Genomic DNA, 20,826 nt, shown 5'->3' with positions numbered 1-20,826 from the left:
AACGACTCCCGGATTGGCTGGATGCTCGCTTGCGGGGCACTATAAACCAGTCAGGTGCGCCAAACGCGTGCCGACAACGACGACTGCCTGCGTGTCAACGAGGAGCATAGGGACTGAGTTATGCTCTTGTAGCTAGGGAGAGACCAGGTGAGGGAAGCGTTGGAAGGTGGCCCAAAGTAAACCCCGATTTCAAAGGACATCGGCGAATCCGTTCCGCAGTCGCTGAAATATCCAAAATGAAAACGCCAGAGCAGAAAGTCCCGCTAGTGAGTAAACTGAAAGTCCGATGAAGTCCGGCAACCGGCCGAAGATGACGACATCACGTACCTGCTGTACGATGAAGGTAAGAGGATTGAGCCACATCGCGGATCGGAATTCCTCGGGAACGGCTTCTATCGGGAAGAATATGGGCGTTAGGAATAGAGTTATCGTAATGAGTACCGAGACTAGCTGAGACAGATCTCTTAAATAGACTCCAACGGCCGCAAGGACAAAGACAAGCGCGGCCACAACTATCGCGTAAGGTCCAATTACGAGCGGCAACAACAACGCTGTCGGGAAGATCATCCCTTTAAAGACCAAGTTCATGGTCAGGACGATTGCGCTGCCGATGCAGGCATTGATGAGCGAACTTAAGACAACGACGACCGGAAGAATCTCAAGTGGAAACACCACCTTCTTAACGTAGTTCGCATTTCCAATGACGGTGCTGGGAGCCCTCGCGATCGATTCTGCAAACACGCCATGCACAACCATGCCGGTCAAAACAATAATAGCGAAGTCGAATGGTCCCCCCGTGGTCTCCGTCCATCGCGCCTTGAAAACCGTGCTGAACACAAACGTGTATATTGCAGCCGTGAACACCGGCATTATGATTGCCCAGGCCATGCCGAGCATGCTTCCGCGAAAGCGCTGGCTGAACTCCCGCGAGCACAATCTGCGAATTAGATTGCCGTGTCCGTGCAACGAACGGAAAAGCGCGATCAGTGATGCGGGTCTCTGGCTGATCGTCAGCATTATGCCATCTCCAATTGTTGCCGAACAAACGCAAGTGTTCGCAAAATTTTGTTGACGATCTTTGATGCGGGCTTTCGGATCGTGCCAACGGCGCGATTGCGCAGCCGCGCTTCGTCGATAAGCCGCGACTTGAATTCATTGGGCATGCTCGATCAATCCGCGACACAGCTAGTAGCCGAGAAAGCGACGAACCGCATCACTCAGCCGTTCGAGGGTGAAGTCCGAGTGAAAAGCATTCTGTGCCCCTTCAGCCAGGCATTTATATAGATCCTGGTCTTCGACCAGATGTAACAATCCGTCGTACACCGCATCAGCTTCCATTGCCCGGCAAATAAATCCCGCACGGCGTTCCTCGAGATAACGAGCCGCGTTTGCATATTTAGGCCCGTGAAACAGGATCGGACGTCCCGCCGCAAGGTAAGTTGGAATCTTTGAAGGAAAGCTAAGTTCGGCTACCTCAACCATGGAGGCCTTGAACGGATAGGGACAATACAGAATGTCACACGTTTCAGACAGTAGCTCTACCGCCCTTGTTTGCGGTTGCCAGCCTTGGAAATCGAGATGTTCTTCTGGAACTCCCGGCGGCTTTTGGTGACCTAACACTCGCACCACGACTTTCCGTCCGTTTACTTGCCATCCAGCGAGACTCAAGGACCAGGCGAGCTGATTCCACTCGTCAGAAGCATAGAATTGACCGGCCATGCCGATCGCCAAATCGTCTTGACAGCGTAACTTTGGTTCAGGTTTTCGGGCGGTTGACTGGTCGAGCGACGCTATAATTGGATGACTTATCGTGCCGTATTTGCGCTCGTATCGGCGTGCCATTTCCCAAGAAGCGGTCGCGCAGCTCACAGACCGTTTTAGAGTGCGGTCGAACAAAGCCAGATCTAATCGGGTGTTAAACGCGTCGACCCCGTGCGCACTAAGCCACCATCCAAGGGGATCCCAAACTTGCGTGCGCAAAGGGACGCCCAATCCCTGGGCGACAGAACCCGTCATTCTTACCATTGTTTGGCCTTGCAAGATGGCCCACAATGCGGTTGCCCTCTGCTCTTTGCCAAACTCAACTGCTTGGTTCACAAGCGGGGTAATCAACTGCATGCGTCGGTATGTCTCGGCCAGAATGGCACTCGCGCACCTGATCGGAGATCGGCCTTTCCCCGCGTTCAGCTCATTGGGTTTAGGTACTACCCTCATCGGTACATGGCTGAGGTCTGAATAGAGCTCAGGGTGTAAATGAGGGTTCTGTACACAGAAGATGGCCAGCTCGCCTGGCGGAATGCAGCGGCACATTTGCGCCGTTACGATACCAGCTGTCAGATTGCTCGACGGCGGAATATCTGTGAGCAATAGCGTCTTCATTGGCGTCCACGAGAGTCCGCGGTAACGAAGCGGTATAGCTCCGCAAGGCGCCTTGCGAAGAGACGGTCGTCGTACCGTTCCTCGGCGAGTTTTCGGCCGGCAGCTCCTCGGAACTGTCGCTCAGATTTGTTCTCGACGAGATGTCTGATCGCATCTCGAAGAGCTGTCGAGTTACCCATGGGAACTGACAATCCGATCTCCGGCGCGCAGGTTATCTCCGAAAGGGAAGTACCATCAAATACGATCACCGGCTTCCCGCACGCCATTGCCTCGATCGCCATCATTCCGAAAGCTTCAGCCGTGGACGGCATAACGAACAGATCGGCGGCCTTGAAAGCGTCAAGCATAACAGAGTCATCGTTGACCCATCCTAAATCGACGATCTGATGAGTACCGATGAACTCGTTGAGCTGCCCCTTGTCATGCGTTGTAAGGATGGTGATCGGAACGTTCAGCTTTCCAAGGCCGCGCAAAGCCTCTACCACAAACTCAAAACCCTTAAAGGGACTCGAGAAGAACGCTCTCACCCCGATCACTAGCCGGTTGGGAAGAATCCCCAGTCGCCTCCTCGCAGCGTCCTTACCTTCGGGACTAAACTTTTCCAAGTCGAGTCCAAAGGGAATAACATGGACCCGCTTGTCCCGAGCGATTGGAGAAGCTTCGGCCATTTTTCGCATATGGTTTGAAGCAACCACGATATCGAGCTGAACTTTGCCAACAACCCGTTGTTTCCAGCGGAACTCCTCAGATGAACGATCTCGGCGCATTGAAAAAGGCAAGTCAAGTCTCGGGCAATCGCCACAGCCGACCTTCCACCGTGCACAGTCAAGAGGATAGATGCAATGACCCGTCATTGGCCATGGATCGTGCCACGTCCAGATCGTCGGCTTCAACCTACTTAAAAGCGGCAGTGCATTGAGTCCAAAATAGCCGTCGTGGATTATGTGATAGTGAACGACGTCCGCATCGCGAAATGCACGATGGAATGGGATGCTAAATGATGAAGGTTGAAGCCGTGAATGGACAGACATCGCGCGTTCAAAGCGTCCCAATGTCTTGGTCAAGAGACGGCTGCCTGGGATGGAGAACAGTCTAGTTGATGACCGGCTTTCGCTCAGTTTATTCCAAACCAAATGGTGAGATGAAACTCCTTCGGCGGCAAGCAGCTCGCGCACGTCAAATCCGTTAAAGCGACTTCCTATGATGTCGGAGGAGTTGATTTGAAGGACTTTGAGCAATGTGAGACCCCGCGGACAACAAGAAGATTAAGCAAGAGCTCGGCGATAGAATTCGGCCATTTTCGGCTTCAAGGTGTCTCGCCCGAGCCGCGATTCAATGACTTTGAAGTTCTCGATAGCCGCGTAGTCGACTAGGGCATCATCTTTCAGGGCCCTCTCGAACTTGCCGCAAATCTCTTCGAAATCGTCGGGAGGGACAGCAAAGCCGGTCATCGAGTTAACGAACCACTCCTCGCAGCAAGAGGTGTTCGTTTGGATTGGAAACGCCCCCATCGCCATCGCCTCGAGCACCGACGTTGAGATCGCATCAGAGATGCTGATCCCAAGGTAGATGCGCGCCTTGCCAAAATGGCGAAGAATGTCATCGTGACTCGCTAGGTCGATGACCTTGATGTTGAGAATTCCGGCATCTGCCAGTTCTAGCGCGCGTACCCGAGGCCGGGCACCAACCGAATAGAGGACGATTGTATACTCCCGCAACTGTTCGGCGAACCGCTCTAGGAGAGCGAGCGAGATCATCGCGCGGCCCGCAAAATGATCGTAGCCCTTGACCATGATCATCTTTCGTTTGGAAGGCGGAAGGGAATCGCGCAGAGATCGAACATGTTCGATGTCCATTCCTCCGGAATTCGGAAGGACGGGCATGTCGGGGCCGGAGTATCCGAATTGACGTCCCAGCGCGAGGTCGCGGTGACATTCGCAGGAGTAGCGATCGATCGCCTGGCAAACGCGTCTGATCTGCCTCGCGTGGTCGGGAAAATTGCCAAAATAAAAGATGTCGCTACCCCAATTAGTCGCAAGCCATCGGGGAAAGCGCTTTGGCATCACATCTCGCGCGGCGAGCACGAGGTATGCGGCGTGCTGAAATTCCATTGAGTGGATCAGGTCCGGCTGGAGACGCGCGATGAGCGCGGCCAGGACCTGCGGTCCATAACGTCCTTCTGTCGTTGCATCACTTTCGTCCGCCCGTCCCAGCCGTACAGCCTCGTTTGGAGTTGTCAGCAGGTCTCCCACGAAGAACTCCTGTCGGATGACCCCCGCTGCAGGATGGACTTCATTTTTCTTGCTCGATTGATCAGACCCGCGACGCAGGATCGCTCGCTTGAATGCTCTCTTAAGGTGTCGGGAGGCGCAGATAGGGTTTGTGCCAATCAAGCGAAAAAAAGTGATGGCACGCTCAATCAGGGAGCCTGCTCGCCGTCGCATTCCGACGGTCGATTCTTGTTCGTTCAGAACCGGCAAATGGAGAGTCACATTACGGAGCTTCTCATGAGGATCGCCGGAATCCAAAGGGAAAAAGTGCATGTCGTAGCCGAGGTCGGCGGCAATATCGATCCACCTAGCCGTGTGAGGACTATGGTGCATTGCTACAAAGAGGATTTTTCGACGGCGAGCCATAACTTGTTTGAAATACTGCTGCGACAAGAACTGCTTCTGCTCAGAAACAAATATGATCTAGGTCTCGAAACATCCCAGCATCGAACCTATGCTTATGTATATTTCGCAGAGATCGACCATGTAAGTAGCCGCGCCCGTCTCGCGCAGATAGACCGACTGTGGACCTTTACTCCGAAAAATACAGTATGTAACGACCAACAACTCGCTCTAGCGGATTGAGTGTGTTGTTTCGGCTTCATATTTGAGCGTTTCGTACAAAGGGTCCTTTCGATTGGATGAGGATACGCTCGCGTGAGCGCCATCAATGGGCTCTCCAGTTTCAATGGGGCGAGGCTCTCATCCAAGGCAATTGAACGGCCGGCCAGATCTGCCAGACCCCCATCGTCCGATCCATTGGTTCCATACGATTGAGCGGCCCAAGCCGAGTCGACCTCAGGCCAATCTGGGACGGCTTAGCTAGTACGGTACTTGCCACCACTTTGCAGCGCCATCCACTTCCTGCAGCGGCGCCGAAATTCTGTGTCGACTTCGAAAGTCATCCACCGCTTGCGCACAGGGCTTGAGAACATAGTCGTCTATAATAACAAAGCCGCCCGGGGAAACCTTGCCGTACAGCGCATTGAGGGCGTCCATTGTGCTTTCGTACATGTCGCCATCCAGACGCAACAAGCCTAAGGCTTCGATAGGTGCGCTCGGAAGTGTGTCCTTAAACCATCCCTCCAAGAAAATGACGCGTTCGTCGAGCAATCCATATCTTCGAAAGTTTTCTTCCACCTGGTCTCGCGACACAGCAAGCTGCATCATTTGATGATGCTGGTCGCCCTCGTCAGCGGGGTAGTCTTCGGCATTTGGAGGCGGAAGCCCGCGAAAGCTGTCAGCTACGAGTACTCGACGCTTCTGATCACCGAAAGCCGCGAGAATCCCTGTCATATAGATGCAGGCGCCGCCGCGCCATACACCAGTCTCTATCAAATCGCCTGGAATGCCTTCCTCAAGAACGCGCTGGGTAAGCATCCTCAGATTGCGCATTCTGGCTCTACCAATCATGGTTTCCGCTTGCGATGGCCAATCAAGACCCAGAGCCCGGCGATTTGGGTCATATATCCCATCCGCCCAAGGTGCTTCAGAGGGATCGGCATGAATCATTCCAGTCAGGCACGCTTCGAGCAAATCGAGATACAGGTCGTGCGTCAGCGAGTGAGGTCCTTCCCGGTCAGTGCTCAATCGGTTCCTGAGGTTGCGAAATGCTTCTTCTTGGCCGCTCTGGAGCGCGAAGATGTTCGAGTTCAGCGAGGGAAACTGGGCAAGAAGACTAGCCTTCAGTTCATTGAGGCTGCCAAGGATCACGTTAGCTTGAGCAGTCATCTGATCACGAAGGCTCGGACCAACGGCATGTGCCAAATTGTACAGCTCTTCCGAAAGCGCCGTTGCTGCCGACTGTGCGGATTTAGCGATTTCCGCTCGCTCAGTAGAGGAGGCGAGCTCGCGCGACAGCGTTTCTTCGCGAACAGCTGCCTCTCCAATGCGGACATTTGCTGAAACCAGTTCACGGCGGGCCTCCGCATCACTTGCCGCCGCGGCAGATAATTCGGTCTGCAACGAGCTCAGTTGGGTCAAGAGCGATTCTCGTTGGGCCGCATGTGTCGAAAGCGTGACTTGAGCCGCTGCGAGCTGGCTCGATAAGTCCTCTTCCCGACGGCGGGCTTCGGAAAGTTCCCTTGTGGCATCTGCCAAGGTCTCCGATAGCTGAGTCTCCCGTGCCCTCGAATCGGCAAGTTCGATCTTAAGCCTCGATGAATGGTCCGTGGCTTCCGCAATGTGAGCATCAGCAGCAGACACTGCTGTCTGCAACGAGCTCAGTTGGGTTAAGAGCGTTTCTTGTTGGGCCGCATTTGTCTCAAGGGCGGCCTGAGTCGCGGCGAGCTGCTTCGATAAGTTATCCTCTCGAAGCCGGGCTTCGGACAGTTCGTTCGCGGCGCCTGCCAATGCCCCCGATAGCTCGGTCTCCCGAGCCTTGGAATCGGCAAGCTCAATCCTAAGCGTCGTCGAAAGAGCCAGGCGGTCCTCCGAAACGAGCTTGAGTTGATCGACTTCTCGTTGCAGGTCACCAATTGCCCTGTGTAGCCTTCGCAAAAAGGGCGCGCGGCGTGCGATAGCTTTAAAACGAGATTGAAGAGCATTCTGCGTTGTCATGCAAACTCTGAGCCTTACTTCATGACGCGCGAAGGGACAATCGTGCAGCAAACTCGAACAAATGAGCGAAGTCATTTGTTCACGTGAAGGCCAACACTTACTCCTGCTTTCGAAAATAGGCCCAGTGCCACAATGCCGCCTCGGTGACCAGCTGAGTTCTGAGTTCGACAAACTGCAATTTGGCGTTTCGAGCTAGGTCGACGAGCTGCCAAGGCGACCAACTGATGGACGGCTCGCCGCCGCCAGTGTTGGATGCATCTGTCTTTTCATGGTCGACACCAGGCTCATCCAGGAACTGCACGACGAAACCACCTCCGGGCGAGAGCTTTTTCGCCAAATGCAGAAAGTAGTTTCGCACCAAATCGCGCGTTAGGTGTTGCATCACGACAATCGAGAAAACGAGATCGATCCCTTCGGGCACATCCTCAGCAAACGCCTCAGCTAGAACGGGCGTAAAGTTATTGACGTTTCGCGCCGCGAGATAGTCGACAGCCTTCTTCAGAATTGTTTCATTGACGTCAATTCCGTAAACGCGATCAACAAGCGGCGCAAGCCTTAGCGTCTCGCGGCCATACCCACACCCTATTACTACGATTTTCATCTGCTCGCGGATCGGGACGAACCATTCAATTGCCTGGATCGCTTCTTGCCCCCCAAAATCGGAAATGCCCTTGTAGCAAGGGTGATTTTCGAAATAGTTCTCGTCCTGGAGTCGCTTCCATACGCTGAGGTTGCTTCGTATTGTGTCGTCCATTGTCAAACTCCGTCGCCTTCAATTGTAGCTGAATCGTTCATCTTCATTGTCTCGTTAGGTCTTCGAAAATTGAAAAAAGTGAAATCTTTGCGCGGTCTACATGGAAGTCTCGCGCGAGCCTTATAGCATTTGAAACTATTCGCTTGCGCAAATGAACGTCGCTGGAGAGGGCGTGTAATGCTTCGGATAGCCGGCCGGGATCCGGGATATCTACGACTACGCCGGCCTCAGCTTTTCGGATGATCTCGGCCACGAACGATCCGGCGGGAGCATGGACTAGAATGGGACGACCGGCGGCAAGATATTCCCCCAGCTTTGCCGGCGCAGATGATCTTATGACTTCGGGAATCGGCGAGTTGAATGCCAGGGGCAGAAACAGAATGTCGGCCTTGTGTTGAAGTGACAATGCTGTCGTGTGAGAGACATGTGGGCGAGCCACAAAGTATGGAGTAGCGAGTTGCTTCGCCACCAAGTCACTAGATGATTGTGCGCTGTAGAGTTCGAGAATGAAACGACCGCCTTGGATCTCTAAGGCTGCCTTCAGGTTTTCGAATGCATCGGCTTGTGCCGAATATACTGAGCCGGAGTATAGCAACCGCCACGGTGCCAATAGAGTGGGCGGATCGGCTTCCAGGAGGCGGGGCGGTGCAGAGAATGCCGTCGAGTCGACGGGATTCCTTACGATATGTATCCTAGCTTTTGGAAGACGCCGTTGAATGTCAGCCGCCAAAATTTCGTTCGGCACGACTATGGCCTGTGCACTACGACTCCAAAGCCGTTCTGCTAGTCTTGCTGCGTGGCGATAGAGTCCAGCCTCCCATTGGTAAACCGGATCGTCGAAGAGATAGGCCATCAGGGGAAGCCCTAAACGTCTTGCCGCCAGGCAGGCAGCTGAGAGATCAAACGGATTCCCGCTGCAGCCGACAAGAATGTCGACGGGATCTCTTCGAAGTACGGCGACCACTTCACGAGCTCTGGTAACTGCCGTGCGAGCAAGCCCGCCGGCTCTGTTCAGTCCCTGAAATCGGCCGAGAGACCAATTTACGAGCCTGAACTCCGGGCTCGAGAGCTTGTAGTGCCGTCCAAAGCGCTCTTGCTCTGACTCCAGTATATTCATTTGGTCCGTCATGAAGATCGGTATGGCCACATCATCCGTAACGATCTGTCCCAGAACTCGGGCTTGACCGTTAGGCGAAGGCGGTGCGGCAGTTGTAACAAAGCCGACCGTGAGGCCACGCGATTTCTTCGACTGTCGAGCGCTCTCTTGTATCACTCTCATTCAATTTCGCCGAGCTGCCAATCCAGAGCGGGGGTATAAGTCGCTAAAGCGACGAAGATCGTCGCCGTCGTGCTCCCCATTTATCGGTGTTGTTCTTATCCGTGCAAGTCGCGTCACTACAGGAACGAAAAGTCTCGGGCAGACAAATGGGGCTTTGTACGAAACGCTCAAATCTGAAACCGAATCGCCACACCCGAGCCCTCTAACGAGAGCTGCTGTTCTTTGCGGATTGTGTTTCGAGGGCTGATGGCTCCAAATTTGCTATCTCGACCGCATTGACTCTGGCGGCGAAGCCGCCCTCGAACTTGGCTAGACTCGCTCGCGACCAAAACTATCTGAAGCGCCATCATAGAATCAGTGTCCAGGCTCGACCGTCTCGCTAAGCCTTCGCGGGCGAGGCGGCTAGCAGCGGCCGGATCTTAGGATGGCTCCGACTTCGATCGTCTCCGAAATCGACCTTCTGATCAGTGGTATCAGGACCGGGCGAATCTTCGCTCCCATTCATCAGTGAAAAGCGGGACTCGACTTCGCTCATTGGAGGGACGCTTATGGCAGACTACCCGGTCAGCAGGACCGCTCTGTTCATCGATGGATTAAACTTGCACGCGACTTCGCGGGCGCTCGGATTCGATGTCGATCACAAACGCTTTCTAAGACAGTTCGCGAGCCAGGGAAGTAGATTGCGAGCCTTTTACTATACGAGAACGATCGAGGACCAGGAAGTTTCGTCAGTTCGCCCGTTGATCGACTGGCTAGATTACAACGGCGTCACCGTCGTCACCAAGCCAACCAAAGAGTTCGTTGATGCAAAGGGCCGGCGCAAGGTCAAATACAGCATGGCTATCGATATTGCGGTCGACGCCATGGAGCTTACCGATCAAGTCGATCAGATCGTGCTAGTATCGGGCGACGGTAATTTCCGCGCGCTCGTGGAAGCCGTACAACGGCGGGGCGTCCGCGTAACGGTGATCTCAACGCTGGCGACTCAGCCGGCAATGGTTGCCGACGAACTGCGTCGCCAGGCTGATGTATTTATCGACCTGGTCGATCTGCGGCAGAAGATCGGCCGCATTGTCCTTGCGCCACGGGTGAGGCCAAGCGCTCGAGATCCTGTGGCCAACGAGCGGACCGACAATTGTACGAAATCGTCGACAGCTACTGGTTGAGACGTCGAGCCGGAATACGAGAACTACGAACCAAGACGTTTTCAGCGAAGCAGGTTCGTGCGACATAATTGCAGGCTCAAATGATGCGTGACCATTGCGATACGCAATTCGAGGACCTTGCGCAGGTTCTCTCGAAAGCACGCCTCCGGCGTTTAGCCGATCTCGGCGCGTGGCTGAGGCGGCTCCTGGACCAGCACTGCCGATCCAAACGTCAGCGAGAAATGATCTGGCTATCGAACAGCTTGGCTCCGCCCATCCCCCTACATCGCCGTCGATTATCAGCGTCTTCTTTGTCATCTCGATTTCTCGGGCAGATCAGGCCGAGGGCCCTAAAATGCCAGGTTTGCCTATGCTCGCGAAGTCGGCTTGAGACGCATGAAGGTGGAGATTGAAACTTAAGGGTTGTCCTTTTGTTCAGCGGGGCCGGCCTCCTTCTGTCGCTTGCCGCAGCCATGTACTGGCCTCAGATCGCTGCCGCCTATCTGGACATGGTCCCCTAATTCCTTCGATCGCGACAGCGTCTCGGAATGAATGAGGCACAGAGGGGCATATGAACAGTTTCTAAGACTGACTAGTGGTGTTCACGAGGATCGCAGCAACTCTGGCTGACGCGTTGCCGGGCACGATCAGGCTGACGGTCAGGATCGATCTTCAGCACGATCCGAACCACCTCACGCCAGTCGGCGCCTTCGGCATCGGCGTCTAGCAATCGCAAATACGTGCCCCGTGCGCTTCATCGTAAATCGTGAGATCTGGATCTGAAGGCGCGAGATCAGCGATTCGGGGATTCTTGAGTGGCGGCATGGCTTTCTCGCGATGGTTGTAGCGTATCTAGATCGTTACCGCGCATTGCGTCAGCGCTGTGGCACTCTCAACCCCGCAACTTCTCATACCAACCTGCTCCCAGGATATCTTAGTGGAAGGAGCGGCAAGGTCTTCTGCCGCCACCAACGGCGCCGACGCCCGCACGCCGCGCGGTCGTGATTGGTGCTTTCCGGCGAAATGATCCGCCTCCAGGACGAAAAACGGCAAGCTTTCTATGCCATCCTTCACATTCGTCGATTCCCCACGGGATTGGCGGCTGCGAGGTCCGGTTGGGTTTGCCTCCATTGCCGGGCCTCGCTTCTAGGAAACTTGGCGCATGGCTGAAGAACCATCACTAGAATCGATCTTACAGGACCTCCGGTCGAGCTATGAGCTTGGCCGTGTGCTCGAGCCAAGCCGTGCACCTGAGCCATCGCGGCCAACCGTCCCCAATCGGGTGAAGGATCCTTCGCGACAGCCAGAGCCGCCGCGCAAATAAGGCCGCGCCGGTTGGCTGGCTCTGTCTTCAAGAGCCGCGCCGGAGAGCGTATAGCTCCGCAATAGCCAGACGGGTACAAGCGGCGCATGACGAACCGACGCAAACAATGGGAACTAATCGGCTGCTATGACTGCGGCGGCAATGTTTCGTTTTCAGCCATGGCCTGTCCGCACTGCGGGTCGCGTGAGCCAGCCGGGCCTTATGTGCAAAGCTCAAAAGAGCGACGCCTACACGGGATCGAAGAGAAAAACGATCAGACTCTGATCGTATGACGGTCCTGTGCTCGGGGATCGGCTTCTTCTACGGCGCGATGATGGTCGGCGCGTTCGGAGCCTTCGGCTATGGTCTGCTCGGCGCCATCATCCGCGTGCCCGCGGGCTTCATCATCAGTGTCAGCCGGCGATTGTTTGAGTGACGCTGCGGGCTTCTTAAGCTGGACGCTGTCGACCTACGAGCACTGCATCGGGCACCTACGCCTATTGCGGTATCAATCCGGTCTACGCGTTCGCGCGACAAAGAGCGCAATCGCGCTGATGTGCGATGGTCAAGCATGATAGAGACATCAGTCTGATAAACGGACCTGCCGTGCAGGGCTGAGCGAACCGTGGACTGCCGCCCGATCGGACGTCCCCGTTCGAGCATCGAGCACGCCGCGCGATGCAGTTACCTCAGGTGCATCGGACGCAAAGCAATAGCGATCGGGGTGCAGTGGTTCATCGGCGCCACACGCAGCGGGCGTCGCTCTTTATTTCAATTCAAGGAAAAACAGCGCGAATGCGTCAAACAGACATCTGCTTGTTGCGTTTTTGTCAGCTTCTTCTTCCATGGTGACCTCTCGAAAATTCTACTTTGGGTAGTTTTTACGTGGCGCCCGTAACGCGAAATCCACGCCACGTTTTCTGCTAGAGATGAGGGAGATGGCCAAATGTTGGATGCCCCCACTACTGCGCTCCTACGGGTGGTCCTCGACGACGTCTGCAAGAATCTTTCCCCGTACGAAACCGGTACGCGCGCCCTTGTCGCCTCGAAAATTCTGGAAGCCGCCACCACAGGTGAGAGGAGGCCTGACTGCCTCAAGCAGATTGGTCGCGACGCTATTTCCAAAACCCCGATAATATGGCGTTAGGTTCACTGAGGCTTCCCGCCGCGGCGCTATCTTTCTAGAATCCATACGACCGTTCGGCCCAACGCAGAAGCACGCGCGCATCCCGATCGGGTAAGACCACGCGCTGGTCACGCAGGCCCTTGGCGATCGCTTGACCAATCTCTGGCTCAACCCGATTGCCATGCATCATCAGGAAGAACCAACCAAATGGCACGCCGACCTCACGATCGATGGCTTCAACGCGATCCATCAGGATATGAACCGAGGCGTCGCCAGCGGTGAGCCTCTCTTCCGGCAGATGCAGCGGGCGCGGCACGAATCCGATTTCGCGGATGCCTTTATGGTCGTAGTCGTAGATGTCGAGCGCCCAGTGCGCATAGACCCGCTCGGCCGAGGCACTTGATTCTTCCCAATCCTGGAAGAAGCGATTCTCCCGTGGCACGAACTCGAACCAGTCCGGCACCAACTCAAGAAACGGCGTCTCGGTTGTTCCCTCGCGTGTTACTTCACGCACCACACGGCGTTCCATCTCTGGCCGCTGCGCCTCGCGTTTCTCGCACTCGAGGCGGGCACGCCGCGTCAGGAAGCTCCGGACATGGACGACGCTGCTGCCAGCGCGCCCAAGCATCCGATAGAGAGGACCGGCGATTACCTTGTCGTCGGACATATCTTCGTGCGTGATCCATGACGGATCGAGCAATTCGCCCTTGCCCCAAGGACGGTAGGTCGGATTGACAATCGGCCCGGCGCGCCATTCGACTTCCCGGCCGAGACGGACTTGCACATAGTCCGCCGCGCCCGGTCCAGTTGGCGCGAAGGCGTACACGCTATTGCCGTGCCATTCCGAGATCTGAAGGTCGCTCTCGCGCAATCGCGTCCAAACGGCGCCAATGTCGTCGTTGTCCTTGGCAAGCTCGGCTTCCATCCACGGCCGGTAGTCTGCGATCCGTGTCCCGTCGGCGGCGATCACCGAGCGCGTGTCGCGCCAATACTGTTCGTCAATGCCCGCCGCCGAAAACGGAAATCCCGGAAATGCCTCTGTGAGCGCGGCCGCCAGCGCCGCTTCGTCAGCTCCGGTCGGAAGACGTGCGAGAACCGCCTCGATCGAGGCAGGATCGGGCAGTCGCACTGGGATGTTCTCTGGAGCCTCAGCCATGCCATGATCCTATCATTGTGGCCTGTCGAGTCCTGCTGGTTTTTCCGGGGACAGACCCCTCTATTCGTGGGGCTACCTACCCGGTGCAGCATTCAGGTGCTGCTCGAGCGCCTCGATGCTCGCCATGACGTCCGCAAAGGTGGGTTGCGTACCGAAGATCATCGCCGACATCCGCTCATAGTCGGCGGCCAGCTTGGCCCGCATGTCCGCGGTCGGGACCAGGCGATAGCTGCCCGGCACGGCGCGATCGTATCGGTGATCCGGTGCACGAAACGTCAACTCCTTGTGCTGCCGGCAGGCTTCCGCAAGATCGCGCATTGACGCCGTGGCGACACCATAGTCCGGATGCATCCAGATCTGATGGACATCGTAATAGTGGCGCGAGTAGCGATTGAGATTAGGGCACCGGACGGCCGGGATTCGCGTCCGCTCTTCGCTTCTCGGTCATTTCGGTCATTGCGTGCAGGATCAGCACCTTCTCCCAGAAGGTCCGCTCGGGCTTGACCGTCGTCACGTTGCGCACCCTAAGGTCCACTCCCTCGCTCATTTCCGAAGCGATGTAGGGAACGATCTCGCGGGGCTCGGCCGGTTCAGGGTCGGGACGCGCACCACCTTCGATGCAGACCGCTGCCTGCACATAGGCGTTGCCGACATCGAAGACGCTCGTGTAGCCGACCACGAGAATGTCGAGCGCCTCCTTCTCGCGATACGTATCGAAGCCGAAGCCGAGTGAGAAATGCTGCTGCTGTTCAGCGGCAGCTTCCACGGGCTGCAATCTCCTTCGTCAGTTCCTCCTTGAGCGGCCCCGAGATATATTGCCGTGCGGCCTCGTCGACTTTCTCGGCGAGCGCGAGCTGCTGCTGATTCACGGAGGGGAGGGCGGCGATCTCGGCTTCCAGCGGGACGTGCAAATCGGCCTTGTAAATGCCGATGTCTATATCCTCGGAGAAGCGATGGATCAGTCCATAGGCCTTGCTGAGGCTTGTGCCGCCCTTGAAATAAAGACCGATGGGATCATCACCCCGCCGGTTGAACAGGAAGTCGAGCACCCAGCAGACATAGAGATCCTTCTCGATATTCTGCCCCTGTGTGTCCAGATAGGCGGCAACCGTCGAGAAGAGTGCGCGGCGATCGTCGACGCTCGAGCGCAGGATTTCAATGAACGTTTTCTGCACGTGCACCCTTTGCGCCTTCCGCGCCGCCGTGACCCTCCGCGCTAAGCTTGCGCGTGATCGTCTCGACCAGCGCATACATCCACGCTGGCACCGCATGGATGTTGTCGCGTAAATCCTGCGCGATCTTTTCCCGGTTCGGATCGCGCGACAGATGCCGGACGATTCCGTTCAGGGCCGCATCAAGGCTCGATCGCTCATCCCGATACCATGTCAGAGCCTGGACCACGCGCATGGCGGGACGGCCGGCCCAAAATGCGGTCTTGGCCGAAATGCGCTTGAAGTCGAGTGTGTAGATAACCGGCTTGGTCGCCTTTGGGTCACCTGCACTCGCCTCGATCTCGATCGTGCGTGGATAGGTATCGGCATAGATCGTCGACCGCGCCGGAACCGCCGTCGTCAGGCCGAGGTCGTTCGCGGCTGTCATGCCGTCGACTAGCACGCGCAGCTTGTCGCGCCGCGCGATGGCGTCGATGAAAGAGGCGCGCGGGGGAAACACCATCTTGCCGGTCAGCTTGCTGATGCCCGGCTTGTCATAGAGACCGCGATGAGGCCGGCGGATGTCGCCCCGCCGGGTCAGCCGCTGCAGTGCCTTCTCGATCGCGTTCGGCGTCCCGATGTCGAGAAAATCGGCGCGCGACCACACGCCTGCCGGCGCCGCCTGGGCGATCCGGTCATGGATGCGATCGAGGGTGTCGGACGTGGGGTCGGGCATCGTTCACCAAATACTGGCCGAATATTGTATATAAAAATTGGTCACTAGCAACCGGGGACTAGCTTTCTGACCAGAATTTATATTCAAAATTTGGTCAGTAAGCCCAGAAGGTCTTTGTTGCTTCCGAGCTTCCCAGACCCCACACCCTCGGAACGCGGCCTGCGCCCCATTGAAATCCGCTACCCCTCATATATATTCCGACCAATCGGAAAGATTTACGGAGGCCGCCATGGGCGCTGCCGGGGAAATGCTAAAGCCGACCGAAGCCGCCGTGGTCGCGTGCGTCGCACTTCGAGACGTCAATCGGGTCATCGACGAGCGCATCCTGCCGGAGGGCTTCTTTTCGCTTGATGACGGCCGGCGCGTAGCGGCGACAGCCTGCACGCTCATCTCGTTCTACTTCGATAGCGCCAAGCGTCTGACCGCAGAGGAGAGGCTGTTCGCCATCCGCGAGGTTGGGAGCCGTCTTCACCGGTTCCGTGCCCGGGCCTTGGCGTCGCTGGTCGAGGAGGATTGGACCGTGCGCGACGAATTCCTCACCATCGACCTGGCCCCCTTCGTCCGGCGGACGAACGAGCGCCTGGAGCGTTTGTCGGCCGCCCAAAAGATGGTGGTTTCCGATCCTGAGGTTCTCGGGGGCCTTCCGATTGTGCGCGGAACACGCGTTCCCGTCCATGATATCGCTGCTTCGGTCGCGGCCGGCATTCCGACAGACCGCATCGTTGCGGCTTATCCTTCGCTCGATGCGGACAAGATCGAACTGGCCGCGATCTATGCCGAAGCCAACCCTGCGCGAGGTCGTCCAAGGACGAACGACGAACTTCCTAAGGGCGCCGTTATCGTCGCCGATCGACGAGCTCCTCGCCGCAGGAAGGCTGGATGAAATTCCTGATCGATGAGTGCCTCAGCCCGGAGTTGACCAAACTCGCTCACGGCAGAGGGCATGGCGAGTCCTCGCACGTCGTATGGCTGAGATTGGCTGGCCGAAAGGACTGGGAGCTGAAGCCTCTCATCCTTGCAGGCGACTGGACCTTCGTCACCAAGAACTCCGTGGACTTCCGCGGCCCAGCAGAACGGCCCGGCACCAAAGGCCAATATGCCGATGTCACCATCCACGCAGGGCTTGTTTGCCTCAACGGCCCGCCGAACATGGACCTCGATATGCAGGTCGAGCTTTTCGAGCAGGCGCTGGACGAACTCGATGCCGATGCCGATTTGGTGAACCAGGTGCTGGAAATCACCTCGGAGGACGAGGCCCTCCATGTTCGACGATATCGGCTTCCCGATATCGATTAGGGCTTGCGGCGCGCGACGGTTATTTTGGATCCAGCGGAAATCGGTCGAGCCAGTCGAGCACACTCCGCACGACTAGCTCGGCCGTCTGCTTGGCATCGCGTGCTTCTTCCGGTCGAAGATCGGGCACGCCCGCAGGATGATCGGACAACATCCGCCCGGCGTGTATACGTTGGCGCGTTTGAATTAGGCTGTCTGCCCGGCTTCTCGTGGCCTGATCCATGATGCTCGATCGTCCTCCGGACGCCGCGCTCGAGACAAGATCGTCGATCCGCCAGGTACGCGGATCACGTTCGAAGTTGTTGGATCCGAATGGGCCTACCTGCTTGGATCGCGCGTGCTTGACCACGAACGTTAGCGCGCCTTCCACGAGAGCCGCAGCCAGCACGCATACGGAGACGGATGCCGATTGGACATCCGAGCGTTTCAACTCCGAAACGATCTGCACCCACCACGTATGAAACCCAGGGTAGCCGAGCGAGCTCAGCCTCGCAGCGAATGCATCGAATGGCTCCGCGTGTCGGGGCCTCCCATCGGTTCTTCTCGAGATGAAATCCTTCACGATCGGCATCAGTTGGGAACGCGTATCGCGGGGCATGACGACACGTTGCGCTTTCATCTGTTCGCTTGGGAGGGGGCCATTCTTATTGACCGGCATCGCGAAGCGCAGCACGCCGTCCTTTTCCGCCATGTACTCGGCGAAAATCAGGATCGTTATTGCGGCTTCGATGCCGGTCTCGGAAATTCCACGTGAGACGGCCCGCGAAACCAAAGTGTCTCGCTCCATCTGAGCTTTCGCTTGTCCTAGATTCCGCGCAAGTTCGCCGAACTCGGTATAAACAAAGTCGAAAGCCTCGAGATCGCGGTACTCCGGCGTTTCGGGCAGAAAGACCTTCCAAGTGATGCGCGTCTGCTGTTCGGGACCGAGAAACTTCGATCCACGTCCCATCGAGTGCAGACCCATCGTCACAAACGCGTCCCCGATCTCGCCCTTTCGGTATCCCCCGCGATTGCCGATTTCTTTGATTTCCGCGAAGGTCAATCCCGGTTCGCGCGGACGTATGAGGACGCTGCATTCGAGAGCCTCCTCGATGAACTTTTTCACATTCTGCAGATGCATCATTTTCGCGGTACTCCAGGCAGGGCTGTTGCCCGAACCTCAGTTTGTTACTGTTCGGTCGGCGAATCGTCTCGGCCCGATTGTAGGAGCAAACGCTAAGCCGTCAGGATCTTCAAATTCTGTAGCACGACGGCCGCACTTTCCGCGCTCGACAGGCCTCTCGCCGTCGCTAGATGCCTCACCGTCTGCCCGACATCACGCGGCCGAGCAGGGCCGTCGCCCTGGGATGTGAAGGGGCCGTCGGTTTCTGTGAGGAGACGATCGATCGGCAAGGAGGAGACTAGCGCCCGCCCGCGGTCCGACTGTAGCATCTGACTGTTAATCGAGAAGTAGCAGCCCAGGTTTGCTGCTCGCCTTGCGTCCGCGGCAGACCCCGTGAACCAATGGAAGACGAATTTCGCGCGACCGTCCGGGACCTCTTCCTCGATCAAGTCGAGCACCTTGGTTGCCGCACGCACGCTGTGGATCGACAGGATCTTGCCGCCCGCTTGGGCGCAGCAGCGCAGGATGCGGCGAAAAACCTCCGTCTGACGGTCCAGCGACGAGAAGTAGCGAGGACCCGCGTCGAGGCCGACTTCGCCGACATACCTCGTTTCGCCGAGGAGTTCTTCCCAGAGATCAATTTCCCGCCAACGCTCCGCGACCAACTGCGGATGCATTCCGAGTGCGGCTCTGACGTGTTTCGTCGAAGAGGCGAGCATGTTGTTGCGCGACCAAGCCTTCGGGGTGGTGGTGACCGCGAGCGTGAAGATTCCGAGCCGGTCGCACTCGGCGACGAGCGCTTCGAAGTCGGGATACAGGTCGAGGTGGCAGTGGAAATCGACGAGCCTCATGCCGTCATCTCGGCTTCCGCTGCCGGTGAAAACGTCTCTACGTCGCGCAGCAATTCGCCGACCTCCGTGATGCCCCGCGAATAAACCCCGGCGAGCCCGTTGAGCTGGGCGATGTCCTCGAGCAGCGGTCCCGGTTTGTGGACCAGGACGCGGGCGAGATCGGGGCGCCCTGCGAGGCGCGCCACCGCGTACTGGAACGCCCGCACCTGCTTGCCTTCTGCCGTCTGCGTGCTCAACCGGGTCTGGTGGATGTCGACCCGATATCCGGTGGGATCGTTGGCTCGCCCCCACGCGTGGTCGAAAGCGGCCTGGCGGATGATGCACGGGACACAATGGCCGCAATGGGTATGCCGGCCGGCCGCCGACTTGACCCAGCGGCCAGCTGCAGGGTGGGCGCAAGAGAGGGACTCGCCGGCGAGCTCCCGCAGCAGGTCCGGATTGAGGCAGCCTTCCATCATCTCGCCCTTCGTCTTGTCCCAGTACCGGTTGATGATGACGCCGTCGATTCCGAGCTGCGACAGCAATTCGTTCCAGCGACGCAGATAGAAGGGATGGGTCGTGCGGGTGCTCAACGATCCGAGCCTGACGGTGTCGAGTGGGACGTTGAGGGCGATCAGGCCGTTCTCCGGGACTTCGAGCGAAAAGTGTCGCGCCAGACCCGACCCGGCCATGGCAGCAAGGGCGATGAACAGGAAGGACCGGCCACGGGTGCTTTCTTCGCGACCGACGCCGGGGGAGACCTTGTCGGTGAAGGTCATTCCCAGGCGGACGCGCCTCGGTTCGCGATTGCCGTTCCGGTAGGCCGAGGCAACATCCACGAACAGATCCTTCTGAGGCTTGCTGATCGCTCCGTCGCCTCCATGGCTCACGAACAGAGGAAAGGAGCCCTGCTCAAGGCGATCGATCGCGCCGATCAGGCTGTCCAATCCGCCCGAGAAGAGGGCGACCCCGTCGAACCCGAGATCCTGCAGACCCTCGACTGGACGTCGGACGAAGTCGGACATCCCTTCGGGGCGGGGTCTGAACGCCACTGTCCAGTGATCGCCCGTCAGGAACCTGAGCATCTTTTCGAGAAGCGCGCGCTGCCCGGTCCAAAGTTCTGGGTCGGACACCGGCACGCAGATGCCGAGCTCGCGCGTCCACGCGTCCTGCGACGTTTGCACGCGATTGATCCGTGTGTCGGCAGCATGCACCATCGCCGCGAGGACGAGAACGTCGACGCCGACTTCGCTTGGATAGACCCCGAGCCTTCCGAGGCTTCGGATGACGCCGCCCATCCCGTATCCCAGAGTCCGATTGCCGCTCAGGAGATCGACGCGGAACTGAGCTTGCCAGCGACCTGCGAGATCCGGTGCCTGGTCGGCTGGTCCCATGTGACCGATCAAAGCATAGGCCGTCATCAGGCGATCTCCTCATGGGCTTCCGCTGCGAAGTCGTCATCCGTTCCGATATCCCGGTCCTCCAGGTCCGGACCCTCCAATAGGACGACCGCGCGTTCGTAGATGTCGTCGATGGTCGACACGATGCGCTCGACGGGAAAATCTTTGCCGGCCTCCGTCATCGCGTCGTTCACCTTGCCCCGGATGTAGTCGTTAATCTGCTGTTCGACATTCTGGACGGACGCGACGTCGCGCGGAATCGCGACGACCTTGTTTCCGACCGCGTTGAGCAGTCGGTTCTGGATCGCGTTCGAGATGAAGGAAGCCAGGAACGACACGGTGG

Annotated in this window: 18 protein-coding genes and 3 pseudogenes; 5 read left to right on the top strand and 16 right to left on the bottom strand. The window is 57.4% G+C overall.

The genetic code is table 11. The annotated features are described in order from the left end of the window. Positions 1-189: 189 nt before the first annotated feature. The 8 genes from QQL28_RS22070 to QQL28_RS22035 all read right to left on the bottom strand — a co-directional run bounded on the left by QQL28_RS22070 (position 190) and on the right by QQL28_RS22035 (position 9,079). Positions 190-1,017 carry an ABC transporter permease gene (locus tag QQL28_RS22070; RefSeq protein WP_284268647.1) on the bottom strand — a complete coding sequence of 276 codons (828 nt, stop codon included), beginning with the start codon at positions 1,015-1,017 and terminating at the stop codon, positions 190-192. Beyond that, entirely contained in the window at positions 1,017-1,163 is a 147-nt protein-coding gene (locus QQL28_RS22065) for a hypothetical protein (protein ID WP_284268645.1), read from the bottom strand. Before QQL28_RS22065 ends, QQL28_RS22070 begins: the two co-directional genes overlap by 1 nt. 22 nt (positions 1,164-1,185) lie before the next feature. Beyond that, complete coding sequence (locus tag QQL28_RS22060; protein ID WP_284268643.1) at positions 1,186-2,379, bottom strand: glycosyltransferase family protein; 1,194 nt, start codon at positions 2,377-2,379, stop codon at positions 1,186-1,188. Beyond that, the gene (locus QQL28_RS22055) at positions 2,376-3,617 is read right to left on the bottom strand and encodes a glycosyltransferase (protein WP_284268641.1); all 1,242 of its coding nucleotides are present in this window, start codon (positions 3,615-3,617) and stop codon (positions 2,376-2,378) included. Before QQL28_RS22055 ends, QQL28_RS22060 begins: the two co-directional genes overlap by 4 nt. Before the next feature lie 27 nt (positions 3,618-3,644). Next, positions 3,645-5,042, bottom strand: a complete 1,398-nt coding sequence (locus QQL28_RS22050) for a glycosyltransferase (RefSeq protein WP_284268639.1) — start codon at positions 5,040-5,042, stop codon at positions 3,645-3,647. Between the two features lie 429 nt (positions 5,043-5,471). Beyond that, positions 5,472-7,208 (bottom strand): TylF/MycF/NovP-related O-methyltransferase, encoded by a 1,737-nt coding sequence (locus QQL28_RS22045; RefSeq protein WP_284268637.1) that lies wholly within the window; start codon positions 7,206-7,208, stop codon positions 5,472-5,474. 97 nt (positions 7,209-7,305) lie between these two features. After that, positions 7,306-7,962, bottom strand: coding sequence for a class I SAM-dependent methyltransferase (locus tag QQL28_RS22040; protein WP_284268636.1), 657 nt, complete (start codon positions 7,960-7,962; stop codon positions 7,306-7,308). Positions 7,963-8,005: 43 nt separating this feature from the next. Then, entirely contained in the window at positions 8,006-9,079 is a 1,074-nt protein-coding gene (locus QQL28_RS22035; RefSeq protein WP_284268802.1) for a glycosyltransferase, read from the bottom strand. A gap of 710 nt (positions 9,080-9,789) precedes the next feature. Here QQL28_RS22035 and QQL28_RS22030 point away from each other — a divergent pair. Further along, complete coding sequence (locus QQL28_RS22030) at positions 9,790-10,407, top strand: LabA-like NYN domain-containing protein (RefSeq protein ID WP_284268635.1); 618 nt, start codon at positions 9,790-9,792, stop codon at positions 10,405-10,407. A 613-nt stretch (positions 10,408-11,020) separates the two neighbouring features. Here QQL28_RS22030 and QQL28_RS22025 read toward each other — a convergent pair. Beyond that, positions 11,021-11,211 (bottom strand): annotated as a pseudogene (locus QQL28_RS22025) (DUF2285 domain-containing protein); the annotation flags it as partial. Between the two features lie 767 nt (positions 11,212-11,978). Between QQL28_RS22025 and QQL28_RS22020 the strand changes: the two are divergent. Continuing rightward, positions 11,979-12,125: a hypothetical protein gene (locus tag QQL28_RS22020; protein WP_284268634.1), complete on the top strand. Its 147-nt coding sequence runs from the start codon at positions 11,979-11,981 to the stop codon at positions 12,123-12,125. A 35-nt stretch (positions 12,126-12,160) separates the two neighbouring features. Continuing rightward, positions 12,161-12,244 (top strand): annotated as a pseudogene (locus tag QQL28_RS22015) (DUF3551 domain-containing protein); the annotation flags it as partial. 626 nt (positions 12,245-12,870) lie between these two features. On the opposite strand, the gene QQL28_RS22005 reads toward QQL28_RS22015, so the two are convergent. The 3 genes and pseudogenes from QQL28_RS22005 to QQL28_RS21995 form a co-directional block, all read right to left on the bottom strand. Further along, on the bottom strand, positions 12,871-13,971 hold the full coding sequence (locus QQL28_RS22005; protein ID WP_284268630.1) for a hypothetical protein: 1,101 nt from the start codon (positions 13,969-13,971) through the stop codon (positions 12,871-12,873). Between the two features lie 72 nt (positions 13,972-14,043). Beyond that, a pseudogene (locus QQL28_RS22000) lies at positions 14,044-15,146 on the bottom strand (nucleotidyl transferase AbiEii/AbiGii toxin family protein). Further along, a complete protein-coding gene (locus QQL28_RS21995) occupies positions 15,127-15,858 on the bottom strand; it encodes a DUF6088 family protein (protein WP_284268627.1) in 732 nt (243 codons plus the stop codon). The pseudogene QQL28_RS22000 and the gene QQL28_RS21995 overlap by 20 nt, the downstream one beginning before the upstream one ends. A gap of 229 nt (positions 15,859-16,087) precedes the next feature. Here QQL28_RS21995 and QQL28_RS21990 point away from each other — a divergent pair, with 229 nt between their 5' ends. Both QQL28_RS21990 and QQL28_RS21985 read left to right on the top strand, forming a co-directional pair. Continuing rightward, complete coding sequence (locus tag QQL28_RS21990; protein WP_284268625.1) at positions 16,088-16,741, top strand: DUF433 domain-containing protein; 654 nt, start codon at positions 16,088-16,090, stop codon at positions 16,739-16,741. Further along, the gene (locus tag QQL28_RS21985; RefSeq protein WP_280978540.1) at positions 16,738-17,154 is read left to right on the top strand and encodes a DUF5615 family PIN-like protein; all 417 of its coding nucleotides are present in this window, start codon (positions 16,738-16,740) and stop codon (positions 17,152-17,154) included. Before QQL28_RS21990 ends, QQL28_RS21985 begins: the two co-directional genes overlap by 4 nt. A gap of 19 nt (positions 17,155-17,173) precedes the next feature. Here the strand turns inward: QQL28_RS21985 and QQL28_RS21980 are convergent, their stop codons facing one another. The 4 genes from QQL28_RS21980 to QQL28_RS21965 form a co-directional block, all read right to left on the bottom strand. Next, positions 17,174-18,274 (bottom strand): hypothetical protein, encoded by a 1,101-nt coding sequence (locus tag QQL28_RS21980; RefSeq protein WP_284268621.1) that lies wholly within the window; start codon positions 18,272-18,274, stop codon positions 17,174-17,176. A 92-nt stretch (positions 18,275-18,366) separates the two neighbouring features. Further along, positions 18,367-19,104 carry a Qat anti-phage system TatD family nuclease QatD gene (qatD, locus tag QQL28_RS21975; protein WP_284268619.1) on the bottom strand — a complete coding sequence of 246 codons (738 nt, stop codon included), beginning with the start codon at positions 19,102-19,104 and terminating at the stop codon, positions 18,367-18,369. Continuing rightward, entirely contained in the window at positions 19,101-20,381 is a 1,281-nt protein-coding gene (gene qatC / locus QQL28_RS21970) for a Qat anti-phage system QueC-like protein QatC (protein WP_284268616.1), read from the bottom strand. Before qatC ends, qatD begins: the two co-directional genes overlap by 4 nt. 122 nt (positions 20,382-20,503) lie before the next feature. After that, positions 20,504-20,821: a hypothetical protein gene (locus QQL28_RS21965; protein WP_284268614.1), complete on the bottom strand. Its 318-nt coding sequence runs from the start codon at positions 20,819-20,821 to the stop codon at positions 20,504-20,506. Between the last annotated feature and the right edge of the window lie 5 nt (positions 20,822-20,826).

The sequence above is a fragment of the Bradyrhizobium iriomotense genome (assembly GCF_030160715.1).
Lineage (GTDB): Bacteria > Pseudomonadota > Alphaproteobacteria > Rhizobiales > Xanthobacteraceae > Bradyrhizobium > Bradyrhizobium iriomotense.
The sequence above is the reverse complement of the archived record's forward strand: the minus strand, read 5'-3'. Positions and strand labels throughout refer to the sequence as shown.

Bases quoted from the DNA above. Each gene is read 5' to 3' on its own strand.
- QQL28_RS21985 (WP_280978540.1), top strand. From the start codon at position 16,738: ATGAAATTCCTGATCGATGAGTGCCTCAGCCCGGAGTTGACCAAACTC.
- QQL28_RS21980 (WP_284268621.1), bottom strand. From the start codon at position 18,274: ATGATGCATCTGCAGAATGTGAAAAAGTTCATCGAGGAGGCTCTCGAA.
- QQL28_RS22035 (WP_284268802.1), bottom strand. From the start codon at position 9,079: ATGAATATACTGGAGTCAGAGCAAGAGCGCTTTGGACGGCACTACAAG.
- QQL28_RS22005 (WP_284268630.1), bottom strand. From the start codon at position 13,971: ATGGCTGAGGCTCCAGAGAACATCCCAGTGCGACTGCCCGATCCTGCC.
- QQL28_RS21995 (WP_284268627.1), bottom strand. From the start codon at position 15,858: ATGCCCGACCCCACGTCCGACACCCTCGATCGCATCCATGACCGGATC.
- qatD (WP_284268619.1), bottom strand. From the start codon at position 19,104: ATGAGGCTCGTCGATTTCCACTGCCACCTCGACCTGTATCCCGACTTC.
- QQL28_RS21990 (WP_284268625.1), top strand. From the start codon at position 16,088: ATGGGCGCTGCCGGGGAAATGCTAAAGCCGACCGAAGCCGCCGTGGTC.
- qatC (WP_284268616.1), bottom strand. From the start codon at position 20,381: ATGGGCGGCGTCATCCGAAGCCTCGGAAGGCTCGGGGTCTATCCAAGC.
- QQL28_RS22040 (WP_284268636.1), bottom strand. From the start codon at position 7,962: ATGGACGACACAATACGAAGCAACCTCAGCGTATGGAAGCGACTCCAG.
- QQL28_RS22065 (WP_284268645.1), bottom strand. From the start codon at position 1,163: ATGCCCAATGAATTCAAGTCGCGGCTTATCGACGAAGCGCGGCTGCGC.
- QQL28_RS22045 (WP_284268637.1), bottom strand. From the start codon at position 7,208: ATGACAACGCAGAATGCTCTTCAATCTCGTTTTAAAGCTATCGCACGC.
- QQL28_RS22070 (WP_284268647.1), bottom strand. From the start codon at position 1,017: ATGCTGACGATCAGCCAGAGACCCGCATCACTGATCGCGCTTTTCCGT.
- QQL28_RS22020 (WP_284268634.1), top strand. From the start codon at position 11,979: ATGACGGTCCTGTGCTCGGGGATCGGCTTCTTCTACGGCGCGATGATG.
- QQL28_RS22060 (WP_284268643.1), bottom strand. From the start codon at position 2,379: ATGAAGACGCTATTGCTCACAGATATTCCGCCGTCGAGCAATCTGACA.
- QQL28_RS22030 (WP_284268635.1), top strand. From the start codon at position 9,790: ATGGCAGACTACCCGGTCAGCAGGACCGCTCTGTTCATCGATGGATTA.